This window comes from Streptosporangium oxazolinicum, from assembly GCF_039537505.1.
GTDB lineage: Bacteria > Actinomycetota > Actinomycetes > Streptosporangiales > Streptosporangiaceae > Streptosporangium > Streptosporangium oxazolinicum.
The window spans coordinates 48,177-68,434 of sequence record NZ_BAABAQ010000021.1; the positions used below are offsets into that span (position 1 = coordinate 48,177).

16 protein-coding genes are annotated in these 20,258 nt (G+C 70.4%); 12 read left to right on the forward strand and 4 right to left on the reverse strand.

The annotated features are described in order from the left end of the window. Window positions 1-25: 25 nt before the first annotated feature. On the reverse strand, window positions 26-1,255 hold the full coding sequence (locus tag ABD817_RS37880) for a GNAT family N-acetyltransferase (protein WP_344923292.1): 1,230 nt from the start codon (window positions 1,253-1,255) through the stop codon (window positions 26-28). 119 nt (window positions 1,256-1,374) lie between these two features. On the opposite strand from ABD817_RS37880, the gene ABD817_RS37885 reads away from it, so the two are divergent. Then, window positions 1,375-2,490 carry a PP2C family protein-serine/threonine phosphatase gene (locus ABD817_RS37885; RefSeq protein WP_344923293.1) on the forward strand — a complete coding sequence of 372 codons (1,116 nt, stop codon included), beginning with the start codon at window positions 1,375-1,377 and terminating at the stop codon, window positions 2,488-2,490. Between the two features lie 97 nt (window positions 2,491-2,587). Here ABD817_RS37885 and ABD817_RS37890 read toward each other — a convergent pair whose 3' ends face one another. After that, the gene (locus ABD817_RS37890) at window positions 2,588-3,193 is read right to left on the reverse strand and encodes a response regulator transcription factor (protein WP_344923294.1); all 606 of its coding nucleotides are present in this window, start codon (window positions 3,191-3,193) and stop codon (window positions 2,588-2,590) included. Between the two features lie 209 nt (window positions 3,194-3,402). On the opposite strand from ABD817_RS37890, the gene ABD817_RS37895 reads away from it, so the two are divergent. Together ABD817_RS37895 and ABD817_RS37900 are read left to right on the forward strand one after the other, a co-directional pair. Continuing rightward, window positions 3,403-4,710: a M50 family metallopeptidase gene (locus tag ABD817_RS37895; RefSeq protein ID WP_344923295.1), complete on the forward strand. Its 1,308-nt coding sequence runs from the start codon at window positions 3,403-3,405 to the stop codon at window positions 4,708-4,710. Window positions 4,711-4,801: 91 nt separating this feature from the next. Next, the gene (locus tag ABD817_RS37900; protein ID WP_344923296.1) at window positions 4,802-5,323 is read left to right on the forward strand and encodes a MarR family winged helix-turn-helix transcriptional regulator; all 522 of its coding nucleotides are present in this window, start codon (window positions 4,802-4,804) and stop codon (window positions 5,321-5,323) included. Window positions 5,324-5,383: 60 nt separating this feature from the next. Here the strand turns inward: ABD817_RS37900 and ABD817_RS37905 are convergent, their stop codons facing one another. Beyond that, a complete protein-coding gene (locus ABD817_RS37905) occupies window positions 5,384-5,890 on the reverse strand; it encodes a DinB family protein (RefSeq protein ID WP_344923297.1) in 507 nt (168 codons plus the stop codon). A 566-nt stretch (window positions 5,891-6,456) separates the two neighbouring features. Here ABD817_RS37905 and ABD817_RS37910 point away from each other — a divergent pair. The 9 genes from ABD817_RS37910 (at window position 6,457) to ABD817_RS37950 (ending at window position 18,652) form a co-directional block, all read left to right on the forward strand. Then, window positions 6,457-7,602 (forward strand): FAD-dependent oxidoreductase, encoded by a 1,146-nt coding sequence (locus ABD817_RS37910; protein ID WP_344923298.1) that lies wholly within the window; start codon window positions 6,457-6,459, stop codon window positions 7,600-7,602. Between the two features lie 34 nt (window positions 7,603-7,636). Beyond that, complete coding sequence (locus ABD817_RS37915; protein ID WP_344923299.1) at window positions 7,637-8,506, forward strand: L,D-transpeptidase family protein; 870 nt, start codon at window positions 7,637-7,639, stop codon at window positions 8,504-8,506. Between the two features lie 594 nt (window positions 8,507-9,100). Further along, the gene (locus tag ABD817_RS37920; RefSeq protein ID WP_344923300.1) at window positions 9,101-10,708 is read left to right on the forward strand and encodes a carboxylesterase/lipase family protein; all 1,608 of its coding nucleotides are present in this window, start codon (window positions 9,101-9,103) and stop codon (window positions 10,706-10,708) included. A 540-nt stretch (window positions 10,709-11,248) separates the two neighbouring features. After that, the gene (locus ABD817_RS37925; RefSeq protein ID WP_344923301.1) at window positions 11,249-13,534 is read left to right on the forward strand and encodes a S8 family serine peptidase; all 2,286 of its coding nucleotides are present in this window, start codon (window positions 11,249-11,251) and stop codon (window positions 13,532-13,534) included. Window positions 13,535-13,851: 317 nt separating this feature from the next. Beyond that, a complete protein-coding gene (locus ABD817_RS37930; RefSeq protein ID WP_344923302.1) occupies window positions 13,852-14,682 on the forward strand; it encodes a S1C family serine protease in 831 nt (276 codons plus the stop codon). Window positions 14,683-14,709: 27 nt separating this feature from the next. Continuing rightward, window positions 14,710-15,699 carry an AAA family ATPase gene (locus tag ABD817_RS37935; RefSeq protein ID WP_344923303.1) on the forward strand — a complete coding sequence of 330 codons (990 nt, stop codon included), beginning with the start codon at window positions 14,710-14,712 and terminating at the stop codon, window positions 15,697-15,699. A 6-nt stretch (window positions 15,700-15,705) separates the two neighbouring features. Next, the gene (locus tag ABD817_RS37940) at window positions 15,706-16,587 is read left to right on the forward strand and encodes a DUF58 domain-containing protein (RefSeq protein WP_344923304.1); all 882 of its coding nucleotides are present in this window, start codon (window positions 15,706-15,708) and stop codon (window positions 16,585-16,587) included. A gap of 52 nt (window positions 16,588-16,639) precedes the next feature. Beyond that, complete coding sequence (locus tag ABD817_RS37945; RefSeq protein ID WP_344923305.1) at window positions 16,640-17,590, forward strand: VWA domain-containing protein; 951 nt, start codon at window positions 16,640-16,642, stop codon at window positions 17,588-17,590. Further along, window positions 17,591-18,652 (forward strand): VWA domain-containing protein, encoded by a 1,062-nt coding sequence (locus ABD817_RS37950; RefSeq protein ID WP_344923306.1) that lies wholly within the window; start codon window positions 17,591-17,593, stop codon window positions 18,650-18,652. Window positions 18,653-18,863: 211 nt separating this feature from the next. Here the strand turns inward: ABD817_RS37950 and ABD817_RS37955 are convergent, their stop codons facing one another. Continuing rightward, window positions 18,864-19,913, reverse strand: coding sequence for a DUF6461 domain-containing protein (locus ABD817_RS37955; RefSeq protein WP_344923307.1), 1,050 nt, complete (start codon window positions 19,911-19,913; stop codon window positions 18,864-18,866). Window positions 19,914-20,258: the final 345 nt, after the last annotated feature.

Below are 20,258 nucleotides of genomic sequence, written 5' to 3' on the forward strand. Positions count from 1 at the left end.
GCGGTCGCCGCGCCCGGAGGAGCCGTCAGAAGACCAGGCCGGCCCAGGGGGCGGGGCCCCAGGACATGGCCGCGGACAGCTCCCGCAGGGCCCCCGCGCGCGACTCCCGCACCACGCCCGCCGCCAGCAGTGCCGCCAGCGGCCGCCCGCCCAGGTAGGCGGCGCCCAGCACGGAGACGGGCAGGGCCAGGTCGGCGGGGTCGTCCGAGGGCACGCAGCGGGCACCGGAGGCGTCGGCCGTCAGCCGCCAGCGGCGCGCGTTCCACGGGCACACGGTGTCCTCGACCTCGATCACCACGTCCACCGGCGCGCTGTAGCGGCGGGCGACGAGGGCCCGGTCGACGTCCACGACGCGGATCCACAGGTCGTCCAGCCAGAGCGCGTGGAGCTGGCGCGGCTCGGCGAGCAGGTGGATCAGCGGGTCGTCCGAGGGCCGGCTCTGGGCGAAGACGTGCGAGACCAGGTCGCGGTCCAGGACGTGCCGCCAGAGCAGCGCGTAGGCGGCGGGGTCGAGGCCGAACAGCTCCTTGAGCCGCAGCTCGCCGGTGGGAAGGTCGTGGTCGTCGAAGGCGGCCCTGATCCGGAAGAGCGCGTAGCCGCGCGGGCCGCCGTCGTCCTCGGCGACAACGGCGCGCAGCGGACCGGCGCCGTCCTGGTCGGACTCCCGGTCGGTCAGCACCCCGTCCCAGCGCGCGGGCGGGCGGGCGTACAGTCCCGGACGCTCCTCGAACGCCGACTCGTAGATCTTCTCGAAGACGGACCTGGCGTCCGCGGGCCTGACGACGCGCAGCCGCAGGGCGGGATCGACCGGGGCGTGCCGGGTGAAGGCCGCGCTCGCGGTGGGGATCCGGAAGACCAGGCAGTCGGCGGCCCTGCCGTAGCCGTAGCGCCCGTAGATCGCGGCCTCGGCCGCGTAGAGCGCGGCGACGGCCTCGCCCCGCTCGTGGAGGTCGGACAGCTGGCGTGTCATCAGCGAGGAGAGGATGCCCCGGCGGCGGTGCGAGGGCAGCACGCCGACCGCGGTGACGCCGCCGACCGGAATCGGGCCGCCCGGCACGTTCATGCTGAAGCTGTACGTCGCGGCGGTGCCCACGAGCAGGTCGCCGTCGAACACGCCGAGCGAGCGGTCGAACTCGACGTTGCGCCTGAAGATCTCCTGCCGATGCTCCGGGACGGCGGTGCCGAACGCCTCTTCGTCCAGGGTGTTCCAGGCGGGCCATTCGGTTTCGCTGATCGGACGCAGGCTGAGAGTCATCCTCCAAACGGTAGTAGGGGACAAACGGTTCCGGCCATCTAATATCCCTGCTTAATGATCAAGGCGTTGGTCAAGTGGGCTGCCCAAAGGGGGGATAGCCAGATACAGTCGAGCGCATCATGAGTTCTCGTCCGGTGCCGCTGCTTCCTCCGGCGCTCCGTGCGTTCCTGGTCCGCGTTCCCCTGCTCGTTCCCATCGTGCGCTTCCTGCGGCGCGGCCCCCTGGCGCGCGACCGGAACCTGCTCGTCACCCTCATCCTGCTCACCCTGCTGATCGGCGGGCTGGCCGCGAGGGTCTCCATGGAGTGGTTCTCCCCGGCGCTCATGATCCCGATCACCCTCGTGGCGGGGCTCCAGCTCAGGCTGAACAGTCTCGTCAAGCTGCTGTGCGCGGTGGCGGTCTCCCTGACCTACGTGGCCGTGGTGCGGGGGGTGGGATACATCGGTCCCGGTCTGCTGGTCACCTTCGGCTTCACCGCGGTGCTGGCCGCGCTGATGGCCCGCACCCGGGGCAAACTCGGTGTGCAGGGCCTGCGCGGCGACGCGATGCTGCTGGAGCTGCGCGACCGTCTCAAGAGCCAGAGCGACCTGCCCCCGCTGTCCAAGGGGTGGGGCTCCAAGGTCGTTCTCAAACAGGCCGGAGGCTCCTCGTTCGGCGGCGACTTCCTGGTCTCCATGCGCGAGGGCGACACGATGGAGCTCGCCCTGGTCGACGTGTCCGGCAAGGGTGTCGACGCGGGCACCAGGGCGCTGCTGCTGTCGGGCACCTTCGGCGGGCTGCTCGGCTCGGTCACCGACTTCCTGCCCGCCTGCAACACCTACCTGCACCGCCAGCGCGAGGCCGAGGGCTTCGTCACGGCGGTCCACCTCCGGCTCAACCTCGCGACGGGCGAGTACGTCATCACCTCGGCCGGTCACCCCCCGGTGGTCAAGTTCGAGTCGGGCACCGGGACGTGGCGGGTCTCCACGGCCAAGGGCGTCGTCCTCGGCGTCGTGCCCGACCTGCACTGCGAGGCCGACCAGGGGATGCTGCGCAAGGGCGACGCGCTCATGCTCTACACCGACGGCCTGATCGAGCAGCCGGGGCGCGACATCGACGCCGGCCTCGACCGCCTGCTGGGAGAGGCCGAGCGCCTGATGCCCTCGGGGTTCCGCGACGGCGCCCGCAACCTGGTCGCCTCCATGTCGTCGGGCCACAACGACGACTGCGCCCTCATCCTCATCTGGCGCCCCTGAACGGCCGGGCTCCCCTCGGCGGTCGGAGTCACCCGTGAACGGCCAGGTTTCCTTCGGCGGTCATAGCCCCCGGTGAACGGCCCGGCTTCTCCGGCGGTCAGAGCCACCCGGAGTCGCCGGCGATGCGTACGGCGTCGAGACGGTTGCGCGCCTGGGTCTTGCACATGATCCGCGACAGGTGGTTTCGGACCGTTCCCACGGAGAGGAACAGCCGGTCGGCGATCTCGCCGGACCTCGCCCCCTGCGCGACCAGCCGGAGCACGTCGAGCTCCCGGCGGGTCAGCGGGTTCTCCGCCGCCCTCAGCGCCGCCACCGCGAGCTCGGAGTCGACCGCGCGGCGGCCGGCCGCCACCTGGCGGACGCCGTCGGCCAGCTGTTCGGGGCCGACCTCCAGGCTCATGAACCCGAGCGCGTGGACGGCGAAGGCCCGGCGGACCTGACCCGGGCTGGGGTCGCGCGACAGCAGGAGGACCCGGCAGCCGGGAGCCTCCTCGTGCAGCCGGAGCGCGGTGGTGAAACCGCAGGCGTCCGGCAGGCCCAGACCGATGACCGCCGTCTCCGGCGTGTGCCGCAGGACGGCGGGAAGCACGTCCTCTCCGGTGGAGACGTCGGCCACCACCTCCATGTCGTTCTCGTTCTCCAGCGTCGCCACCAGCCCGCGCCGGACCAGCGGAAGATGCTCGGCAACCAGGATCCCGATCAAAACGCTCCTCTCTCGCCTCACCTTCACCAAAGGGTGTTCGTGCGATCGCTGAATGTCAACGGAGTGTTTTCAATCGGCGAAGGGCGGGTGAACGACCCGATCGGGAGCGCGGCCGGGAACACCGCTTTTCGCGGCGGTGTGGGGGCCGGATACTTGGGCTAACCTCTTATGGGGCATTGTCGGTGAAACCGCGATGGGGGTATGAACCTGTGGACTGGCTCTTCGTGGTCGGGATCGTCGTCTTCCTCGTGGGGCTGATGGTGTCGATCGGATTGCACGAGATCGGCCACCTGGTGCCGGCCAAGCTGTTCGGCGTCAAGGTCACCCAGTACATGGTCGGTTTCGGCCCGACGATGTGGTCGCGGCACAGGGGCGACACCGAGTACGGCATCAAGTGGCTTCCCCTCGGCGGCTACATCCGCATGATCGGCATGCTGCCGCCCCGGCCCACCGACGCCCCCGGCAAGGTGCGCTCGGTCTCCACCGGCCCCTGGCAGGGCCTGATCGAGAACGCCCGCGACGTGGCCCTGGAGGACGTACGGTCGGGCGACGAGAACCGGGTGTTCTACAACAAGCCCTGGTGGCAGAAGGTCATCATCATGTCCGGCGGTCCGGCGATGAACTTCGTGCTGGCGTTCATCCTGTTCGGCATCGTGCTCATGGGGTTCGGCGTCCCCACCCAGAAGACCGAGATCGCCTCGATCCCGCAGTGCGTGAAGACCGCCGCCGAGTATGCCAAGGACCCCAAGTGCACCGCGGCCGACAAGCCCAGCCCGGCGAGCGCGGCGGGGCTGAGGCCGGGGGACGTCATCGTCTCCGTGGCGGGCAGGCCCGCCGCGAGCTGGGACGCCGCGACGCGAGCCATCCGCGACCACGGCGCCGGTCCGATCGCGCTGGGCATCAGGCGGGCCGGTCAGGAGCTGACCGTCAACGCCAGTCTCATCGCCCAGGACCGCGAGTCGCTGGACGAGCCCGGCAAGATCGAAAAGGGTGTCGGATACCTCGGGGTGAGCCCGAAGATCGTCATCGAGCAGCAGAGCCTCGGCGCCGTGGCCGCGCACATGGGGGACCTCACCTCGGCCACCGCCGCCTCGCTGCTCAGGTTCCCCGAGAAGATGGTGGGCGTCTGGCACGCCGCCTTCTCCGGTGACGAGCGCGACAGGAACGGCCCGATCGGTGTCATCGGCGTGAGCCGCATCGGCGGCGAGATCGCCGCCGCCTCGATCCCGCTGGAAAACAAGATCGTCGTCTTCATCAACCTGCTGGCGGGCTTCAACCTGGCGATCGGCCTGTTCAACCTGATCCCGCTGCTTCCCCTGGACGGCGGCCACATCGCGGGCGGCCTGTGGGAGGGCGTCAAGCGCGGCTTCGCCCGCGTCGCCCGCCGCCCCGCGCCCGGCCACGTCGACATCGCCAAGGCGCTTCCCCTCACCTACGCGATCGCCTTCCTGATGATCATCATGGCGGGCCTGCTGATGTACGCCGACCTGGTCAACCCGGTCCGCCTGTCCGGCTGACCGTCTCCCGTACGCACCGGTCCCTCCGCCGCCGGCCCGGGGAGGGGCCGGGACACGCGGCGCACCCGCCCGCAGCGGCTAGGGTGGCGCCGTGAACGAGGGGACACCCGGAGCGGTGATCGACGTGGCCCTGTTCCGGCTGCGCCGGATCTGGTCGCGGCCACTGCGCGCGCGCAGGGCCACCGAGCCACGGCGGCCGGTGCACATGTCGAACGTGATGGTCGTGCACGCCGTGCACAAGCTGAGCCTGGACGTGCCCGAGGTGACCGTAGGCGCCGTCGCCGAGCAGCTGGGCGTCGATCCGTCCACCGCCAGCAGGCTGGTCAACGACGCGGTCTGCGCGGGGTTCGTGGAGCGCGAGGAGTCGGCCGTGGATGCCAGGCGGGCCCGGCTCGTGCTGAGCGAGCGGGGCCGCCGCGTGCTGGAGGTGGTGGTCCGTCACCGGCGCGCCTACCTGGACGGCCTGATGGCCGACTGGGACGAGCCGGACCGCGAGGTCTTCGCCCGGCTTCTCGGCCGGTTCGCCGAGGCCGCCATCGCCCGTCCGGCGAACCTGGCCAACCTCGACCGGGTGATCGCCGAGACCCTCTCGGAGACCCCTGCCCCGAGCTGACCGGGTCGTCCTCTTGGCCGGCCCGGTTTCCACGGGGGCATCCGTCCCGGCCGGGCGGCGCTACTCCCCGGTGACCCCGTCGATCCGCTGGCGGATGATGTCGGCGTGGCCGTTGTGCCGGGCGTACTCCTCGATCATGTGGACGAGGATCCAGCGCAGCGAGACGTCATGGTCGCGGCGCTGCGTCTTGCCGATGGTGTCCAGGGAGAGCCCGGCGGACAGCTCGCGCGCGTGCGCGACCTCGCCCCGCCAGCGGGCGAACGCCTGCTCGGCCGTGCTCGTCTCCAGGGTGTCGAAGTCGCCGTCGGGATCGTCGTCGGAGTAGTAGAACGGGGCGACGCCCTCGCCGTCGAGGATGTTGCGGAACCAGTTGCGCTCCACCTCGGCCATGTGACGGACCAGGCCGAGCAGGGAGAGCGTGGACGGCTCGGCGGAACGGACGCGGAGCTGCTCGTCCGAGAGCCCGGCGCACTTCACGGCGAGGGTCTCCCGGTGCCAGTCCAGCCAGGAGTGCAGCATGGTGCTCTCGTCGGCGATGAAGGCGGGGTCAACACGGGTGTCGGTCATGAGGTCCCATCCTGTCGCCACGGGGTGACTCTGTCACATCCTTTCCCGGTGACCGGGGGAGGGGCGTCCCGCGGGCGGTGAACCGGAGCGTGCGTACACATCGGTATATGTCGGTACTGACGGGTGTTTAGTAGTCACGTTATACAACAAGTGAGACTCGACCCTCCACCTGCCCTCAACAATCCCACCGGGGGCATATAGGCGAGTCCAAGAGCAAAATCGGCAATTCACCCCGCTGTGCCCTCGATCAGCCCGTCGTGACACCCGGGACCGGACTAAGGAGGTGTCAATATTCGCCCGGGTCGTTCAGTGGATTGGTGATGAAAATCTGGCACGCGATCAAAGGTTCGTCATCGGAGCATTCAGGTCGAGTGCGGCTTTTCCACCTTCGATCCAGGTTATTTCCACGATCGGTAATGGTTTCCCATCGACCCGGAGCCGGTCCTCTCCCATGCCGGTTCGCCGCCATTCCGGGATTCGCCGGTGCCCGATTTACTGTGGAGGGGTTTCGGCGTTCGTCGTGACGGCCTCCCGCGGCCGGTCACGTCGAAGAGTGATCGAGCTGGATGGATCCGGAAAGAAGGCGTTCCCAGGTGCGCGCGAATTCAGAGAAAATACTTGTCGTCGGGGCCGGGGTAAGCGGGTTGACCAGTGCGCTGTGCCTGGCCAGGGAGGGGTTCCGCGTCACCGTCGTCGCGGAGAGATTCGCCCCCGACATCGTCTCGGTCGTCGCGGGCGCGCTGTGGGAGTGGCCACCCGCGGTGTGCGGCTACCACCACGACCAGATCTCGCTCGCCCGCTCCAAGGAGTGGTGCGTCACCTCGTACGAGATGTTCGAGAAGCTGGCTCGGGCCAAGGTCCCCGGGGTGGCGATGCGAAGATCCAACTTCTATTTCAAGCACCCCGTCGAGGAGAGCCCGCACGATCTCCACAAGATGCAGGAACTCGCGGGGAAGGTGCGCGGCTTCGTCCGCGACCGGTCGCTCGCCGAACGCAACGGCGTCAGCCCCGACTACGGCGTGGTCGACGCGTACTCGCACATGGCGCCCATGATCGACACCGACCAGTACATGGCGTGGCTGATGCGGCAGGTCAAGATCCACGGCGTGCGGGTCGAGCGGTACCGGGTCGAGGGACTGCTGGCCGAGCGGCGGGAGGAACTGCTCGACCGCTTCGACGCCGAGCTGATCGTCTGCTGCGCGGGTCTCGGCACCGCCGGGCTGCGCGGCATCGGCATGTACCCGCTGCGCGGCGCGCTGGTACGCGTCCGCAACGACGGGCTCCGCGGACGCCGGATCCGCGAGGCCCACTGCGTCTCCCACGAAGAGGAGAACAAGGACGAGCAGGACATCGTCTTCATCGTGCCGCGCAATCCGGGACTCCTCGTTCTCGGGGGCCTGGCGGAAAAGGACGAGTGGGACACCGGAATCAATCTGGAGAACCACGCCCCCGTGCGGGAGATGTACGAGCGATGCCTCGCCTTCATGCCCGCGCTGCGACACGCCAGGCTGGATCCCGACGAGCCGGTACGGGTGGGGCTGCGGCCGTTCAGGAATGAGAACGTCTGCCTTGAGTGGGACGACGAGGAACAGGTCGTCTACAACTTCGCGCACGGCGGAGCCGGATTCAGTTTCTCCTGGGGGTGCGCCCAGGAGGCCGTCGGTCTGGTGCGCGCGGCGATAGAGGATCGCACGTACTCGTATTCCTTCTAACGGATTTCGCCCGAGAGCGGATAGGCGTCAAAAAATGCGGAGAACCATCAAGTGTTTCCTGGTCGCGAACTCGGCCCTCGTGCTCACCGCGTGCCTGCCATTCGGTGTCGTGAACACCGGTGTCATGTCGTCGCGGCCCTCCGGGATGCCCGTTCCTCATGAGCGCTCTCCGGTACCCCGTGCCGAGCACACCCCGCTGTCACGGTTCCCCCTCCTGCGCCCCGGCGACAGGAGCGCCCAGGTGCAGGAGGTCCACCGGCGCCTCGACCGGCTGGGATTCGGGCCGGGAGAGGTCGGCGACGAGTACCATCCCGCGCTGCGTGCGGCCGTGTGGGCCTTCCAGAAGGCGAACGGGCTGCCTCCCACCGACCAGATCGACCCGCCGACCTGGCGGGCGCTCTCCCGCCCGGCGCGCCTGAGGCCGCTGGTGTCGTACGGGGAGCCCACCAGGGTGGAGATCGACCTGCGCCGCCAGCTGCTCACGGCGTGGCGGGACGACAGGCCCGTGCTCGTCTCCCACATCTCAACCGGTAACGGTGAGCACTACTGCAAGAAGGGCAACTGCGGGGTCGCCATCACCCCCACCGGCGACTTCCGCGCCTGGTTCCGGACGCCCGGATGGACCAGCGGGCCACTGGGCGACCAGTTCTACACCATCTATTTCAACGAGGGCATCGGCTTCCACGGCTCGGAGCGGGTCCCGCGGCACCCCGCGTCCCACGGGTGCATCCGGGTGCCGCTGCACAACGCCAAGGCGCTCTACGACATGACCCCGACGGGCACCCCGGTCTACGTCCGCCGCCCGGAGGCTCCCACCCCTCCCGAACGCGCCAAGCGCTCCGACTCGCCCGGGGCCCCTGAGTTTTCCGCGTCTTCCGGACAGGAGCCCGGTTCTCGTCGATGAGCGGCCGTTCGCGGAACGGACCGCCTCTGCCGCACCGGTGGTTCAGCGGCCGGTGAGGTGGTTCTTGGGCATGAGCGGGGGCGTGCCGCGAGGAGGAGGACGACACCCAGGAAGGACATCGGCCAGGCTCCGCCGCTCAGGACGAAAAGGCTCACGCGACCCGGCCCGCGTTTGTGATGACCGCGTTGATCAGAGGAAGTCATACGTCACGACAGATCTCCGGCGCGGTGATCAGCCTGCGGCATCGGATCGTGAGGAACTGGCGGGTGGACGCCGACGTCATCGCCGAGACCGAGGTGACCTACCGGCGGCTCGATGGGGAGGACGCGAGCGTCGTGGCCGTGTCGATCTGGCGCCCGCGACGACGGCCTGATCACGGGCTACCGCGTATTCGTCGACCTCGCCCCCGTCTACACGGTCCTGGAAGTGCACTGAAAATCTTGGTTTGAGTGGACATCGGCGGCTTACGCGGTGGCGGCACACTCCTCAACGGCAGGAGGTCGTACCGAGCCCCCTCGAAGAGGACATTTGTCCTGGGATGATCGGGATCGATGGATCTGCTGGAGGAACCCGCCCGCTGACAGCGTAAAGGGCATGAGACGGAAAGCGACGAGTGCCACGGCGGCGGCGACGGTACTGGTGTCGGCGTGTGCGGGCGTGCCCGCGGAGCGGGCGGCGGAGAAGACCGGCGAGAGCGTGGTCCGGACGGACGCGGGAGCGGTGCGGGGAACGGTGACCGGCGAGCACCGGATCTTCCAGGGGATCCCCTACGCGGCTCCGCCGGTGGGTGAGCTGCGCTGGAACTCCCCGGCGCCGGTGAAATCCTGGACCGGGATCAGGGAGGCCACCAAGCCGGGCAGCGTGTGCCCGCAGGTGGGAAGTGACTACGCGAAGGTGACCGGCTCCGATGAGGACTGCCTCTTCCTCAACGTGACGGTGCCGCGCACGCCCGGAAGGAACCGGCCGGTGATGGTGTGGATCCACGGCGACGGCGCCCTGGGCTCCGGCGACCTCAGCGATGTGCGCCGGATCGCCACCCGAGGGGATGTGGTGGTCGTCACGATCAACTACCGGCTCGGGGTGTTCGGAGGCTTCGGCTATCCGGGGCTGGCGGGATCGGGCACGTACGGCCTGCAGGACCAGCAGGCGGCCCTGCGCTGGGTTCGCCGCAACGCCGCCGCGTTCGGCGGGGACCCGGCGAACGTGACGGCGTTCGGCCTCTCGTGGGGCGCGCTGAGCATCAGCGGGCATCTGACCTCGCCCGGCGGCGAAGGTCTGTTCGACCGGGCCGTCATGCAGAGCGGTGAGGGCATGATGGACATGCTCGCCGGCAGCATGGGCGAGGGCGTCCCGGCCTACCCGTTCTACGCTTGGCGCACGGTGGCGGAGGTCGAGAAGATGGGGACGTACGTGGCCCCTCGGCTCGGCTGCGAGGATCTCCGCTGCCTGCGGGCACTCCCGGTGGAGAAGATCCTCGAAGTGCCGCAGATCATGAACATGTTCCAGACCTACGCCTACGGAAGCGAGACACTGCCCAGATCGCCGGCAGTGGAGTTGCGGGCAGGTCGTTTCCACCCGGTTCCGGCGATCTCCGGGGCGACTCGCGACGAGCACCGGATCTTCGTCGGGCTGTTCCACGACGCGGTGGGCAAACCGGTGACCACCGAGCAGTACGGCAGGCTGCTGAAGACCGCGTTCGGCAGGGACGCGGCGAGGGTGCGCGCGCGGTATCCGGTCGCCCGGTACGGCTCGCCGGGACTGGCGTGGGCCGCCGTGGTCACAGACCGCATGTGGGCCAGAGCCACCTTCGAGCAGAACAGGCTGCTCAGCGGGAAGGCGCCGACGTACGCCTACCAGTTCGCCGACCGCCGGGCCCCGATGTTCCTGCCGTTGAAGACGGACTTTTCCTGGGGCGCCTACCACGCGGGCGACATGCCGTACCTGTTCACCGAGAAGGCGGTCACGCTCACCCCGGCCCAGCGGAGGCTGTCGGACCAGATGATCGCCTACTGGACCAACTTCGCCCGGACCGGCGACCCCAACGGAAAGGGGCTGCCCCGCTGGGAACGCTTCGACCGTGCCGCCGCCGTCCCGCACACCCAGTCCCTGGCGCCGGACGCGATCAAACCGGTCGACTACGCCGCCGACCACAATCTCGGCTTCTGGCCGGCACCGGGCGCCGGAGCCGCGCCAGGCCAGTGAGGATGCCAGGCGAGAGCAGACACCTCTAGATCCCCGAGGCCGGCGCCCGTCCGCGGAAGCCCCTTGGCCGGCATGGACCCCGCCGAACTTCCGACTGCAAGAAATAAACTAATTAACGCAGAATTCATATCTAAACAGGTAAAAAAGGGATAAATAGGGTCGCGGTCGAAGGGGTAGATCGTTAAGGTGTGGGGCATGGCTGGAACGGGGGATCTTGGCCGTGTCTATCTGTCTGTCTGTTCGGGGCCGGGGGCGGAGCGGCCCTCGACCGCCCACGTACGAAGAACTCGCCGACCGGGAACACCGTGATCTTCATCGGTGACGAAGGCGGCCGGTGGCGGCACCACTCCCGCCATCGCGAGCCGACCGGCTGAACGGCTTTCCCGATCCCCCACCTCCAGGTCCATCCGGGCTGAGGCGCCACCCGGATGTCCCCGTACGGCATCGCGTGAGCCGTGCGGAGCCTTCCCGTCCGTGCGGCCCGTCCAGAGACGCCGACGGACGTCCATCTAGGAAAGGACCTCTCCTTTGTCGCGATCCATGCGGCTTTTACGTGCCCTGGTGACGGCCACCGTCGCCACGGCCGTCGTCTTCTCCTCCAACGCCGCCCACGCGGGCGGCCCGGCGAACACCCTCGCGGCGGCCGAACCCACCCCGTCGCCCAAGATCCCGGCAGCGGTCCGCAACAGCGTGGCCGACGGTGGTGTCGCCACCTTCTGGGTGCGTCTCGCCAGGCGAGCGGATCTCGGCACCGTGGCGGGGAAGCAGACCCGCGCGGGGCGGGCCACGGAGGTGATCCGCGTCCGTAAGGAGGCGGCCGAATCCTCCCAGAGGCAGGTCATCGCCACCCTGCGCGCCGCCCAGGCCGACTTCACGTCGTTCTGGATCTCCAACACGGTCAAGGTGACCGGCGACGGCGCGCTGCTGAAGCGGCTCGCCGCGTTGCCCGAGGTGGCGAAGATCGAGGCGGACGTCCCCATCGTCATTCCGGAACCCATCGTGGCCCCACGGGCGCAGGCCACGGTGGCCGGTATCGAATGGAACATCGGCAAGATCGGCGCCGACCGCGTGTGGAGCGAGTTCTCCGACCGAGGCCAGGGCATCGTGGTCGCCAACATCGACACCGGCGTCCAGTGGGACCACCCCGCACTGACCGGTCAGTACCGGGGCAACTCCGGCGGCGGCGTGAACCACAACTACGCCTGGTTCAACCCGGTGGGAGGGTGCCCCACGGCGGCGCCGTGCGACACCGACGGGCACGGCACGCACACGATGGGGACGATGGCCGGAGACGACGGCGGTACGAACAAGATCGGCGTCGCTCCCGGGGTGAAGTGGATCGCGGCCAAGGGCTGCGAGGGGACGAACTGCTCGGCGGCCGCCCTGCTGGCGGCCGGTCAGTGGATGCTGGCCCCCACCGACCTCGCCGGGCAGAACCCCCGGCCCGACCTGGCCCCCGACGTGGTGAACAACTCCTGGGGCAGCCTGGGATATTCGGAGTGGTACGCCGACGTCCTGGCGTCCTGGGTGCAGGCGGGCATCTTCCCGGCCTTCGCCATCGGCAACGACGGACCGGCCTGTGGGACGGCGGGCTACCCCGGCGGGCTCGTCCATGCCTACAGCTCGGCGGCCTTCGACGTGAACGACGTGATCGCGCCGTTCTCCAGCAGGGGTGACGGCGCCTCCTACATCAAGCCGGACATCGCCGCCCCCGGAGTGAACGTGCGTTCCTCGGTGCCCGGTGGCTACGCGAGCCACAGCGGAACCTCCATGGCCTCCCCGCACACGGCGGCGACGGTGGCCCTGATCTGGGCGGCGGTGCCGTCGTTGCGCGGCAACGTCGACGCGACCCGGGAAATCCTGAACGTCACCGCCGTACCGAAGTCCGACACCTCCTGCGCCTCCGCCGGGACGGCGAACGAGGTCTGGGGTCGCGGCAAGCTGGACGCCTACGCCGCCGTGGCGCGGGCCAGGTCGGGCGTCATCGCGCCGGGAACCGAACTGCCGGTGGTGATGGGCTACAACAGGACCCTGCCCGGCACCGACGGTCACTGGGGCTTCTCCTCGGTCGACGACGACCCGGCCACCTACTGGGAGGTCCCGGCGTTCGTGAACTCGGTGTCGATCAACTACGCCTTCGACGGCGGCCGCCGCACGACGGACAAGGTGGTGGTGCAGCTCCCGGCCGGCGAGCCGGCCCGGACGCTGACGATGTCGGTCCAGGCTGCCTACGAGGGCACGGTGGACAACGTCACGGTGAGCCCGGCGCAGACCTACAGCTTCAACCCGGCCACCGGCAACAAGGTCACGATCACCTTCCCGCCGGTCCACGGGTGCTGCCTGTCGCTGAGTTTCCCGAACGGCCCCTGGTCGCCGACCATCAAGATCGCCGAGGTGCAGGCGTTCTCGGCGGCCGGTAAGAACGCGGCCCTCGGCCGGCCGGTCCAGGGCAGCGCGCAGCCGGGGTACGGCACGGCGAACACGGTGGACGGCAACACCGCCACCTACTGGGAGAGCGTCAACAACGCCTTCCCGCAGTCCCTGACCGTGGACCTCGGCGCGACCTGCCGGATCTACCAGGTGGAGATGACACTGCCGCCGTCGTGGGGTGCGCGCACCCAGACACTGTCCATCGAGGGCAGCACGGACGGCGTCACCTACCGGCCGATCGCCGGATCGCGGGCGTACGCCTTCACCCCGGCCTCGGGGAACGCCGTGGCGGTGGGCTTCAACATGGCCGCCGTACGGTACGTCCGGCTGGTGTTCACCGCCAACACCGCCTGGCCCGCCGGCCAGCTCTCGGAGCTACGGGTTCTCGCCTCCTGACCCCGTACTCCCGCCGGGCGCCCTCCACGACGTGGGGGGCGCCCGGACGCGTTCGTGGCCTTCTCCGGCCGGCTCTTCCCTCGGGAAGAGCCGGCCGGAGAACTCTTCGGCGACGACGTCGGCCTGAGGTTCCGCGCCACGTACGTCATGCGCGCAACCGGATGAATGTTCCCGGGTGGCGAAGGACGAGGCCCCCCGAGCCGCCGATGCTGCGACCGAGGATCCACAGACGCGCGTGGAGCCGAGGGGACCGGTTCTCAGGGAGTTCTCAGGCGCTGTTTGTGGCATTTTCAACTGAAATTTATGAGTATGGGACGATGGAGCGCGCGCCGCAGGAGGCCGACGCGGCCGAGGCTCGGGGAGTCGCGGCCGGGCGGGCCCGGTGGTTCGCCGTCGGGGGCGGCGCGCTCGTCGTCGTGGCGCTGATCGCGTACTGGCTGGGAGGCGGCGGCGGGAACGGCGAGGAGGCCGCGCTCGGGCCGAGCCCGACGCCGACGCCGAGCGTGACGCTCACGGTGCCCGACGTCTTCGAGAGGGTCGGGCCGTCGGTGGTGGTGATCCAGGCCGGGAAGTCACTCGGAACCGGGGTGATCGCGGCCGAGGACGGGACGATCCTGACGGCGCACCACGTCGTCGAAGACACCTCGGACAAAGGCACCTCGAAAGACACCTCGGACGAGGGCGCCGAGGACGTCACCGTGACGTTCGCCGACGGCACCAGGACGAAGGCCGTCGTCGCGTCGTCGAATCCCAAGCTCGACGTCGCGACCCTCAGGCCCGCGAAGCTGCCGGAGATCGTCGTCCCGGCGACACTCGGCGGCGCCGCGACCGTGGGCGCGCCCGTCGTGGCGATCGGCAATCCGCTGGGCCTGACCTACAGCGTCTCCACCGGCGTCGTGTCGGGCCTGAACCGGACCGCCAAGGACGGCGACCTGAACGGGCTCATCCAGTTCGACGCCTCCGCGAACCCGGGCAGCTCCGGCGGTCCCCTCCTGGACGCTCGCGGCCTCGTCATCGGGATCGTCGTCTCGATCGCCGACCCGGGAGGCGACGAGGCGTTCGCCGGCATCGCGTTCGCGGTGCCGATCGGCGCGGCCCTGGGCGGCGGAGAAGGCGACGGGCCACCGGGTGACGGACCCCAGATCTGACCGAAGCGTCACGAGAAGGAAGACCATATGACCTCGACCACGTCCTCGGAGTCGGCCCACCCGCTCGAACACGTGCTGTTCGAGGTCAAACGCACGATCGTCGGGCAGGACGTCCTGCTGGAGCGCATGGCCGTCGCGTTGATCGCCGACGGCCACCTGCTCGTCGAGGGCGTGCCGGGCCTGGCCAAGACGCTCGCGGTGAGGTCGCTGGCCGCCACGATCACCGGGAGCTTCCAGCGCGTCCAGTTCACCCCCGACCTGGTGCCGGCCGACCTCGTGGGCACGCGGGTCTACCACCAGCACTCCGGGGAGTTCAAAACCGAGCTCGGCCCGGTGTTCGCGAACCTGCTGCTGGCCGACGAGATCAACCGCGCCCCCGCCAAGGTGCAGAGCGCCCTGCTGGAGGTGATGCAGGAACACCAGGTGACGATCGGCCGCGAGACGTTCCGGGTGCCCGAGCCGTTCCTGGTCATGGCGACGGAGAACCCGATCGAGTCGGAGGGCACCTACCCGCTGCCCGAGGCGCAGGTCGACCGTTTCATGATGAAGGTGGTCGTCGACTACCCGACGCGGGCCGAGGAACAGGCGATCGTCGGACGAGCGCTGCGTCCGCCCGAGCCGCCTCGGCCGATGGTGACGGCCGAGGACCTGATCGCGATGCGGGAGCGCGCCCAGCAGGTGTACGTCGACCCGGCGATCGTCGACTACGCGGTACGGCTGGTCTCCGTGACGCGTTCCCCCGCGACGGCCGGACTCGGCGAGCTGGAACGGTACGTCACCTACGGGGCGAGCCCGCGGGCGTCCATCGCGCTCGTCACCGGCGCCCGCGCGCTGGCGTTCCTGCGCGGCCGCAGCTACGTCCTGCCGCACGACCTGTCCGAACTCGCGCTCGACGTGCTGCGCCACCGCCTCGTGCTGTCCTACGAGGCCCTCGCGGACGACGTCGACGCCGACACGATCATCAGCGGGGTGCTCGGGGCCGTCCGGGCGCCCGACGTCGTCCTGCAGAACCGCTGAGCCGCCATGTCAACCGCCCCCGAAAGGCTCCTGCTCCGCCTGGAGTGGAAGGTCGTCCGCAGGCTCGACGGCCGGCTCCAGGGCGCCCACCGCACCGCGCACCGAGGCTCCGGGATCGACTTCACCGGGTTGCGCGCCTACGGCGACGGCGACGACGCCCGGCACATCGACTGGAACGTGACCGCACGGCTGGACGCGCCGCACCTGCGGGTGTTCACCGAGGACCGCGAGCTGACGGTGTGGCTCGTCCTCGACCGGTCGGCGTCGATGGCGGCCGGCCGGCCGGGACGCGGCAAGCACGACGTACTCGCCGAGCTCGCGCTCGTCCTCGCCCGGCTGTTCGGCCGGGGCGGCAACCGCGTCGGCGCCCTGCTGTTCGACACCGGGACGCCGCGCGTCGTGCCGCCCGGCACCTCCCGGCGGCACGCGCTGCGGATCGGCGCCGAGCTGGAACGCACCTCCAGGGCGCGCGGCACCACCACCACCGACCTGGCGGAGATGCTCGACGCGGCCGGACGGCTCGCGCGCCGCCGCGCGCTCGTCGTCGTGCTGTCGGACTTCATCGGCGACGGCGACTGGGAGCGCTCGCTGCAGCGCCTGGCCCGGCGGCACGAGGTGGTCGCCCTGCGGATCGTGGACACGGCCGACGACGTGCTGCCCGAAGCCGGGCTGATCGTGGTCGAGGACGCCGAGACCGGCGAGCAGCTCGTCGTCGACTCCGCCGACCCGCTGCTGCGGGTCCGCCTCCGCGCCGCCGTCGACGCCCGCGACGCCAGGATCGAGACGGGCACGCGCCGGGCCGGGGTGCCCGTCCACCGCGTCGACACCGACCGCGATCTGGCCGAGGCGCTCGTCGAGGTCGTCGCCCGGACCGGGAACCGGTCATGACCGAGCCCGCCGAGGTCGCCGACGGACACCCGAGGCCGGCGAAGGAGGTCTCGTGACCCTGTCCTCCTCGCCGCTGCTGGTCGTCGGACTGCTCGTCACGGCGGCGCTCGCCTGGGCGGCCGTCGTCTCGGCACGCCGCCGGACGGCCGCCCTCACCGCGGCCGGGGTCGCCGTGCCGGGCGGCCACCGGGCGTATCTCGGGATCGGCCTGACGATCGCCGGTGTCGGGGTACTCGCGATCGCCGCCGCCGGACCGGCGGCCATGGTGCCGGTCCCGCGGACCGCGGGCACCGTCATCCTCGCCATCGACGTCTCCAACAGCATGGGGGCCGACGACGTCGCGCCCACCCGGCTGGCGGCCGCGCAGCGGGCGGCCCGCGCGTTCGTGGCGGCGCAGCCCGGCAGCGTCGACATCGGCGTCGTCGCGTTCGAACGGGGGGCGCTCACCACCGCCCGGCCCGACGCCGACCACTCCGTCGCGCTCAAGGCCATCGACCGGTTGAAGATCGCCGGTGGCACCTCGCTGGGGACGGCCATCACGGCCTCCCTGTCGGCGATCACCGGCAAGCGGGTGGCCGTCGGCCGCGACGGCACCGCGCCCGACATCGGCTACTGGCCGTCCGCGACGATCGTGATGTTCTCCGACGGCCAGAACCAGGGCGCGGACGTCGAACAGGCCGCCACCGTGGCCCAGGGGGCGGGCGTCCACATCCACACCGTCGGGGTCGGCACCACGGCCGGGGCGACGGTGAAGGTCAACGGCTACCGTCTGCAGACCTCGCTCGAGGAGGACACCCTCACCGCGATCGCGCGGACCACCGGCGGCACCTACCACCCCGCCTCCGACACCGCGCGGCTCGACGGGATCGCCGACACGATCGACCTGCGGCTCACCGTCTCCGACGAGCCGCTGCCCCTCGCCGGCGGGCTGATCGGGCTCGCCCTCGCGCTGCTCACCGCGGGCGCGGCGCTCACCGTGCTCCGGACTGGACGGGTGATCTGAATGGTGTTCTCCTGGCCGTGGGCACTGCTGTCCATCCTGGTCATCCCGTTGATCCTCGCCATCCGCGAATGGGCGCGGCGCCGCCGCCGGCGGGCCGCCGTGCGCGTCACCTCGATCGCGCTCGTACGCGGAGCCCTGCCCGGCCGTACGCGCTGGACGCGGAAGATCCCCGCTGCGCTGTTCGTGGCCGGGCTCGCGTTGCTCGCGGTCGGGGCCGCGCGACCGCAGGCGTCGGTCCCGGTGCCCCAGACGTCGGTGACGATCCTGCTCGCGCTCGACACCTCCGGTTCCATGTGCTCCACGGACGTCGACCCCAACCGCATCACCGCCGCGAGGAAGGCCGCCGCCGAGTTCATCGAGTCACAGCGGGGCGGGCCGCGTATCGGCCTGGTCACCTTCGCGGGCACCGCGGGCCTGCTCGTCCCGCCCACCGACGACACCGACGCGCTCATCGAGGCGCTGGACGGCCTCACCGTGTCCCGCGGCACCGCGATCGGGCAGGCCATGCTCACCTCGATCGACGCGATCGCGGAGGTCGATCCGTCGGTCGCCTCCACCGGGGCGAACCCCGGCGGCGGCGAGTCGGGTCACGCCGGTGCCGCGATCGTCGTGCTCACCGACGGCGCCAACACCCAGGGCGTCGACCCGATGCTCGCCGCCCAGGAGGCGGCCCTGCGCCGCGTCCGCGTCTTCACCATCGGCTTCGGCACCACGAACCCGGCCCCGATGGTCTGCGACAACTCACAGTTCGACGGCCGAGGATTCGGCGGCTGGGGCGGCGGCGGCTCCGGCGGACGAGGCGGATTCGACAGGGGCCGCAATATCCGCACCATCGACGAGCCCGCGCTCAAGCAGATAGCCCGGACCACCGGCGGCTCCTACCACCGCGCCGAGAACGCCGGCCAGCTCCAGAGCGCCCTCGACACCCTTCCGGGCAGCTTCACCGTCATCCACCAACGGGTCGACACGGCCGCCGCCTTCGCCACCGCCGGCGCCCTCCTCATCGCCGCGGCCCTGTCCCTCTCCCTCTGGTGGAACCGCCCCCGGCCCCCGTCCCGCTGACCTCCCCGTCGTCTCGGCGGTCCGGGCCGACCCGTGGCCGTCCGCGTCCGCCGAGGACCTGGACCACACGACCGGATAGCTTGGCATCGACGTCACGGTCTTCTCGTACGACGCGTACCTGGAGGTGGGCATCGTCGTGACCGGGGAGATGGTGCCGGATGTATGGGACTTCACCGACTAAACGCGGGACGCCCTCGCGGAGCTCTGGTACTCAGGGGTCGAGGAAGGTGACGACCCTTCCAAGCGCGTAGTGGCGGTCGATGTCCCCGTTCTCCTCGCTGAGGTAGGTGCCGCCGGACTGGTTGACGACCTGCCGGGCCCGCCAGGACAGGTCCATGTCCGGGTTCACCGCCGTCATCAGCGCCTCGGCGGCGGCCCCCTTCACCATCCATCGGCCGTAGTCGGTGTCGTGGCCCGGCGAGGGGTACCGCTCCCGGGCGCTGTCGGGCGAGGCCTGAAACGCCTCCGACGCCCGTCGCGCGAACTCCGCCCGGAAGACGCCCAGCCGCCCGGCCAGCTCGGCGGAGCACGCGCCGGTCGCGATCAGGCCCAGCGCCTCCTCGACCAGGGGGCCGTCGATGCCCGCCGTGGCCACGGCCATACCGGCCGCGATGCCGATGATTGCCGGCCCCCTCTCGGGCGTGGGGTCGGCGATGACGCGGGCGATGCGGGGATCGACAGCCGCGACGGCCCGCATGCGCCCGTCCACCTGGAGGGCCGGGCGCGCGCCGACGGTCACCGGGTGCAACCAGTGGAGGGCGTGTGGCCGGGCCGTCCAGTCGTCGTCGATAACGACTCCGGACAGGTGCTCCGCCACGGCGAACGCGGTGGCCTTCCAGTCGGCGCGCCAGTCGGCCTCACTCACCGGCAGGCCGTCGAGCCACTCCCGGCCACGAGCGCCGTCGAGATCCAGGGCGTCAAACGACGCGACGACCTCGCCGTCACGGACGTAGCTGACGAAGGTGGCCATGTTGACGGTCCACGCCACCCGGAACACCTCACCCTTGGCCGCGACCTGGCCCAGCAACGTCTCGTTCAGCCCGTGGAACGCGAACGGCTCGACGATCACGGCCCACTCCCCGTGGCGGGCCACCAGGGCCACGCCGGTGGCGTCGTCGGGCAGGTCCTCCGGAGCGATGCCGAACAGGCCGTCGAGGGTCTCCGGTTCCGCCACGAGGGGGTGTCCGCCGAACGCCCGGACCGCCTGGTCGAGATCGCCGGTCCTGATCCACGTGAAGCAGGCGGTCTCGATCTCGATCATGTGAACGCTCCAGGAAGTAGCAGGGGGAGGGTGGTGAACGATCCGCCCTCACCCCGGTCATCTTTCGGGCGGAGGGAATGGGGCCGACGATGTTGGCTCCCAATGATGTCCATCCAGAACGAGAAATTGTCACGGATACGGTGACGCTGGTACAACACGCTCGTCCGCGACCGGGAAGAACAGTTGTCCGAGCCCTTTATGGGGCGGGTTCTCCTGGTGGTCTCGACCGGACGCCTGGTGCGGGGAGCGAACGACGACCATACGTCCGGCTCTCGTGGCGGCGACCGGAGAGCCCTTGACCGCGGCTGGGACCCCTCACAGGCAGGCAGCGCCTTCACCCTCAAC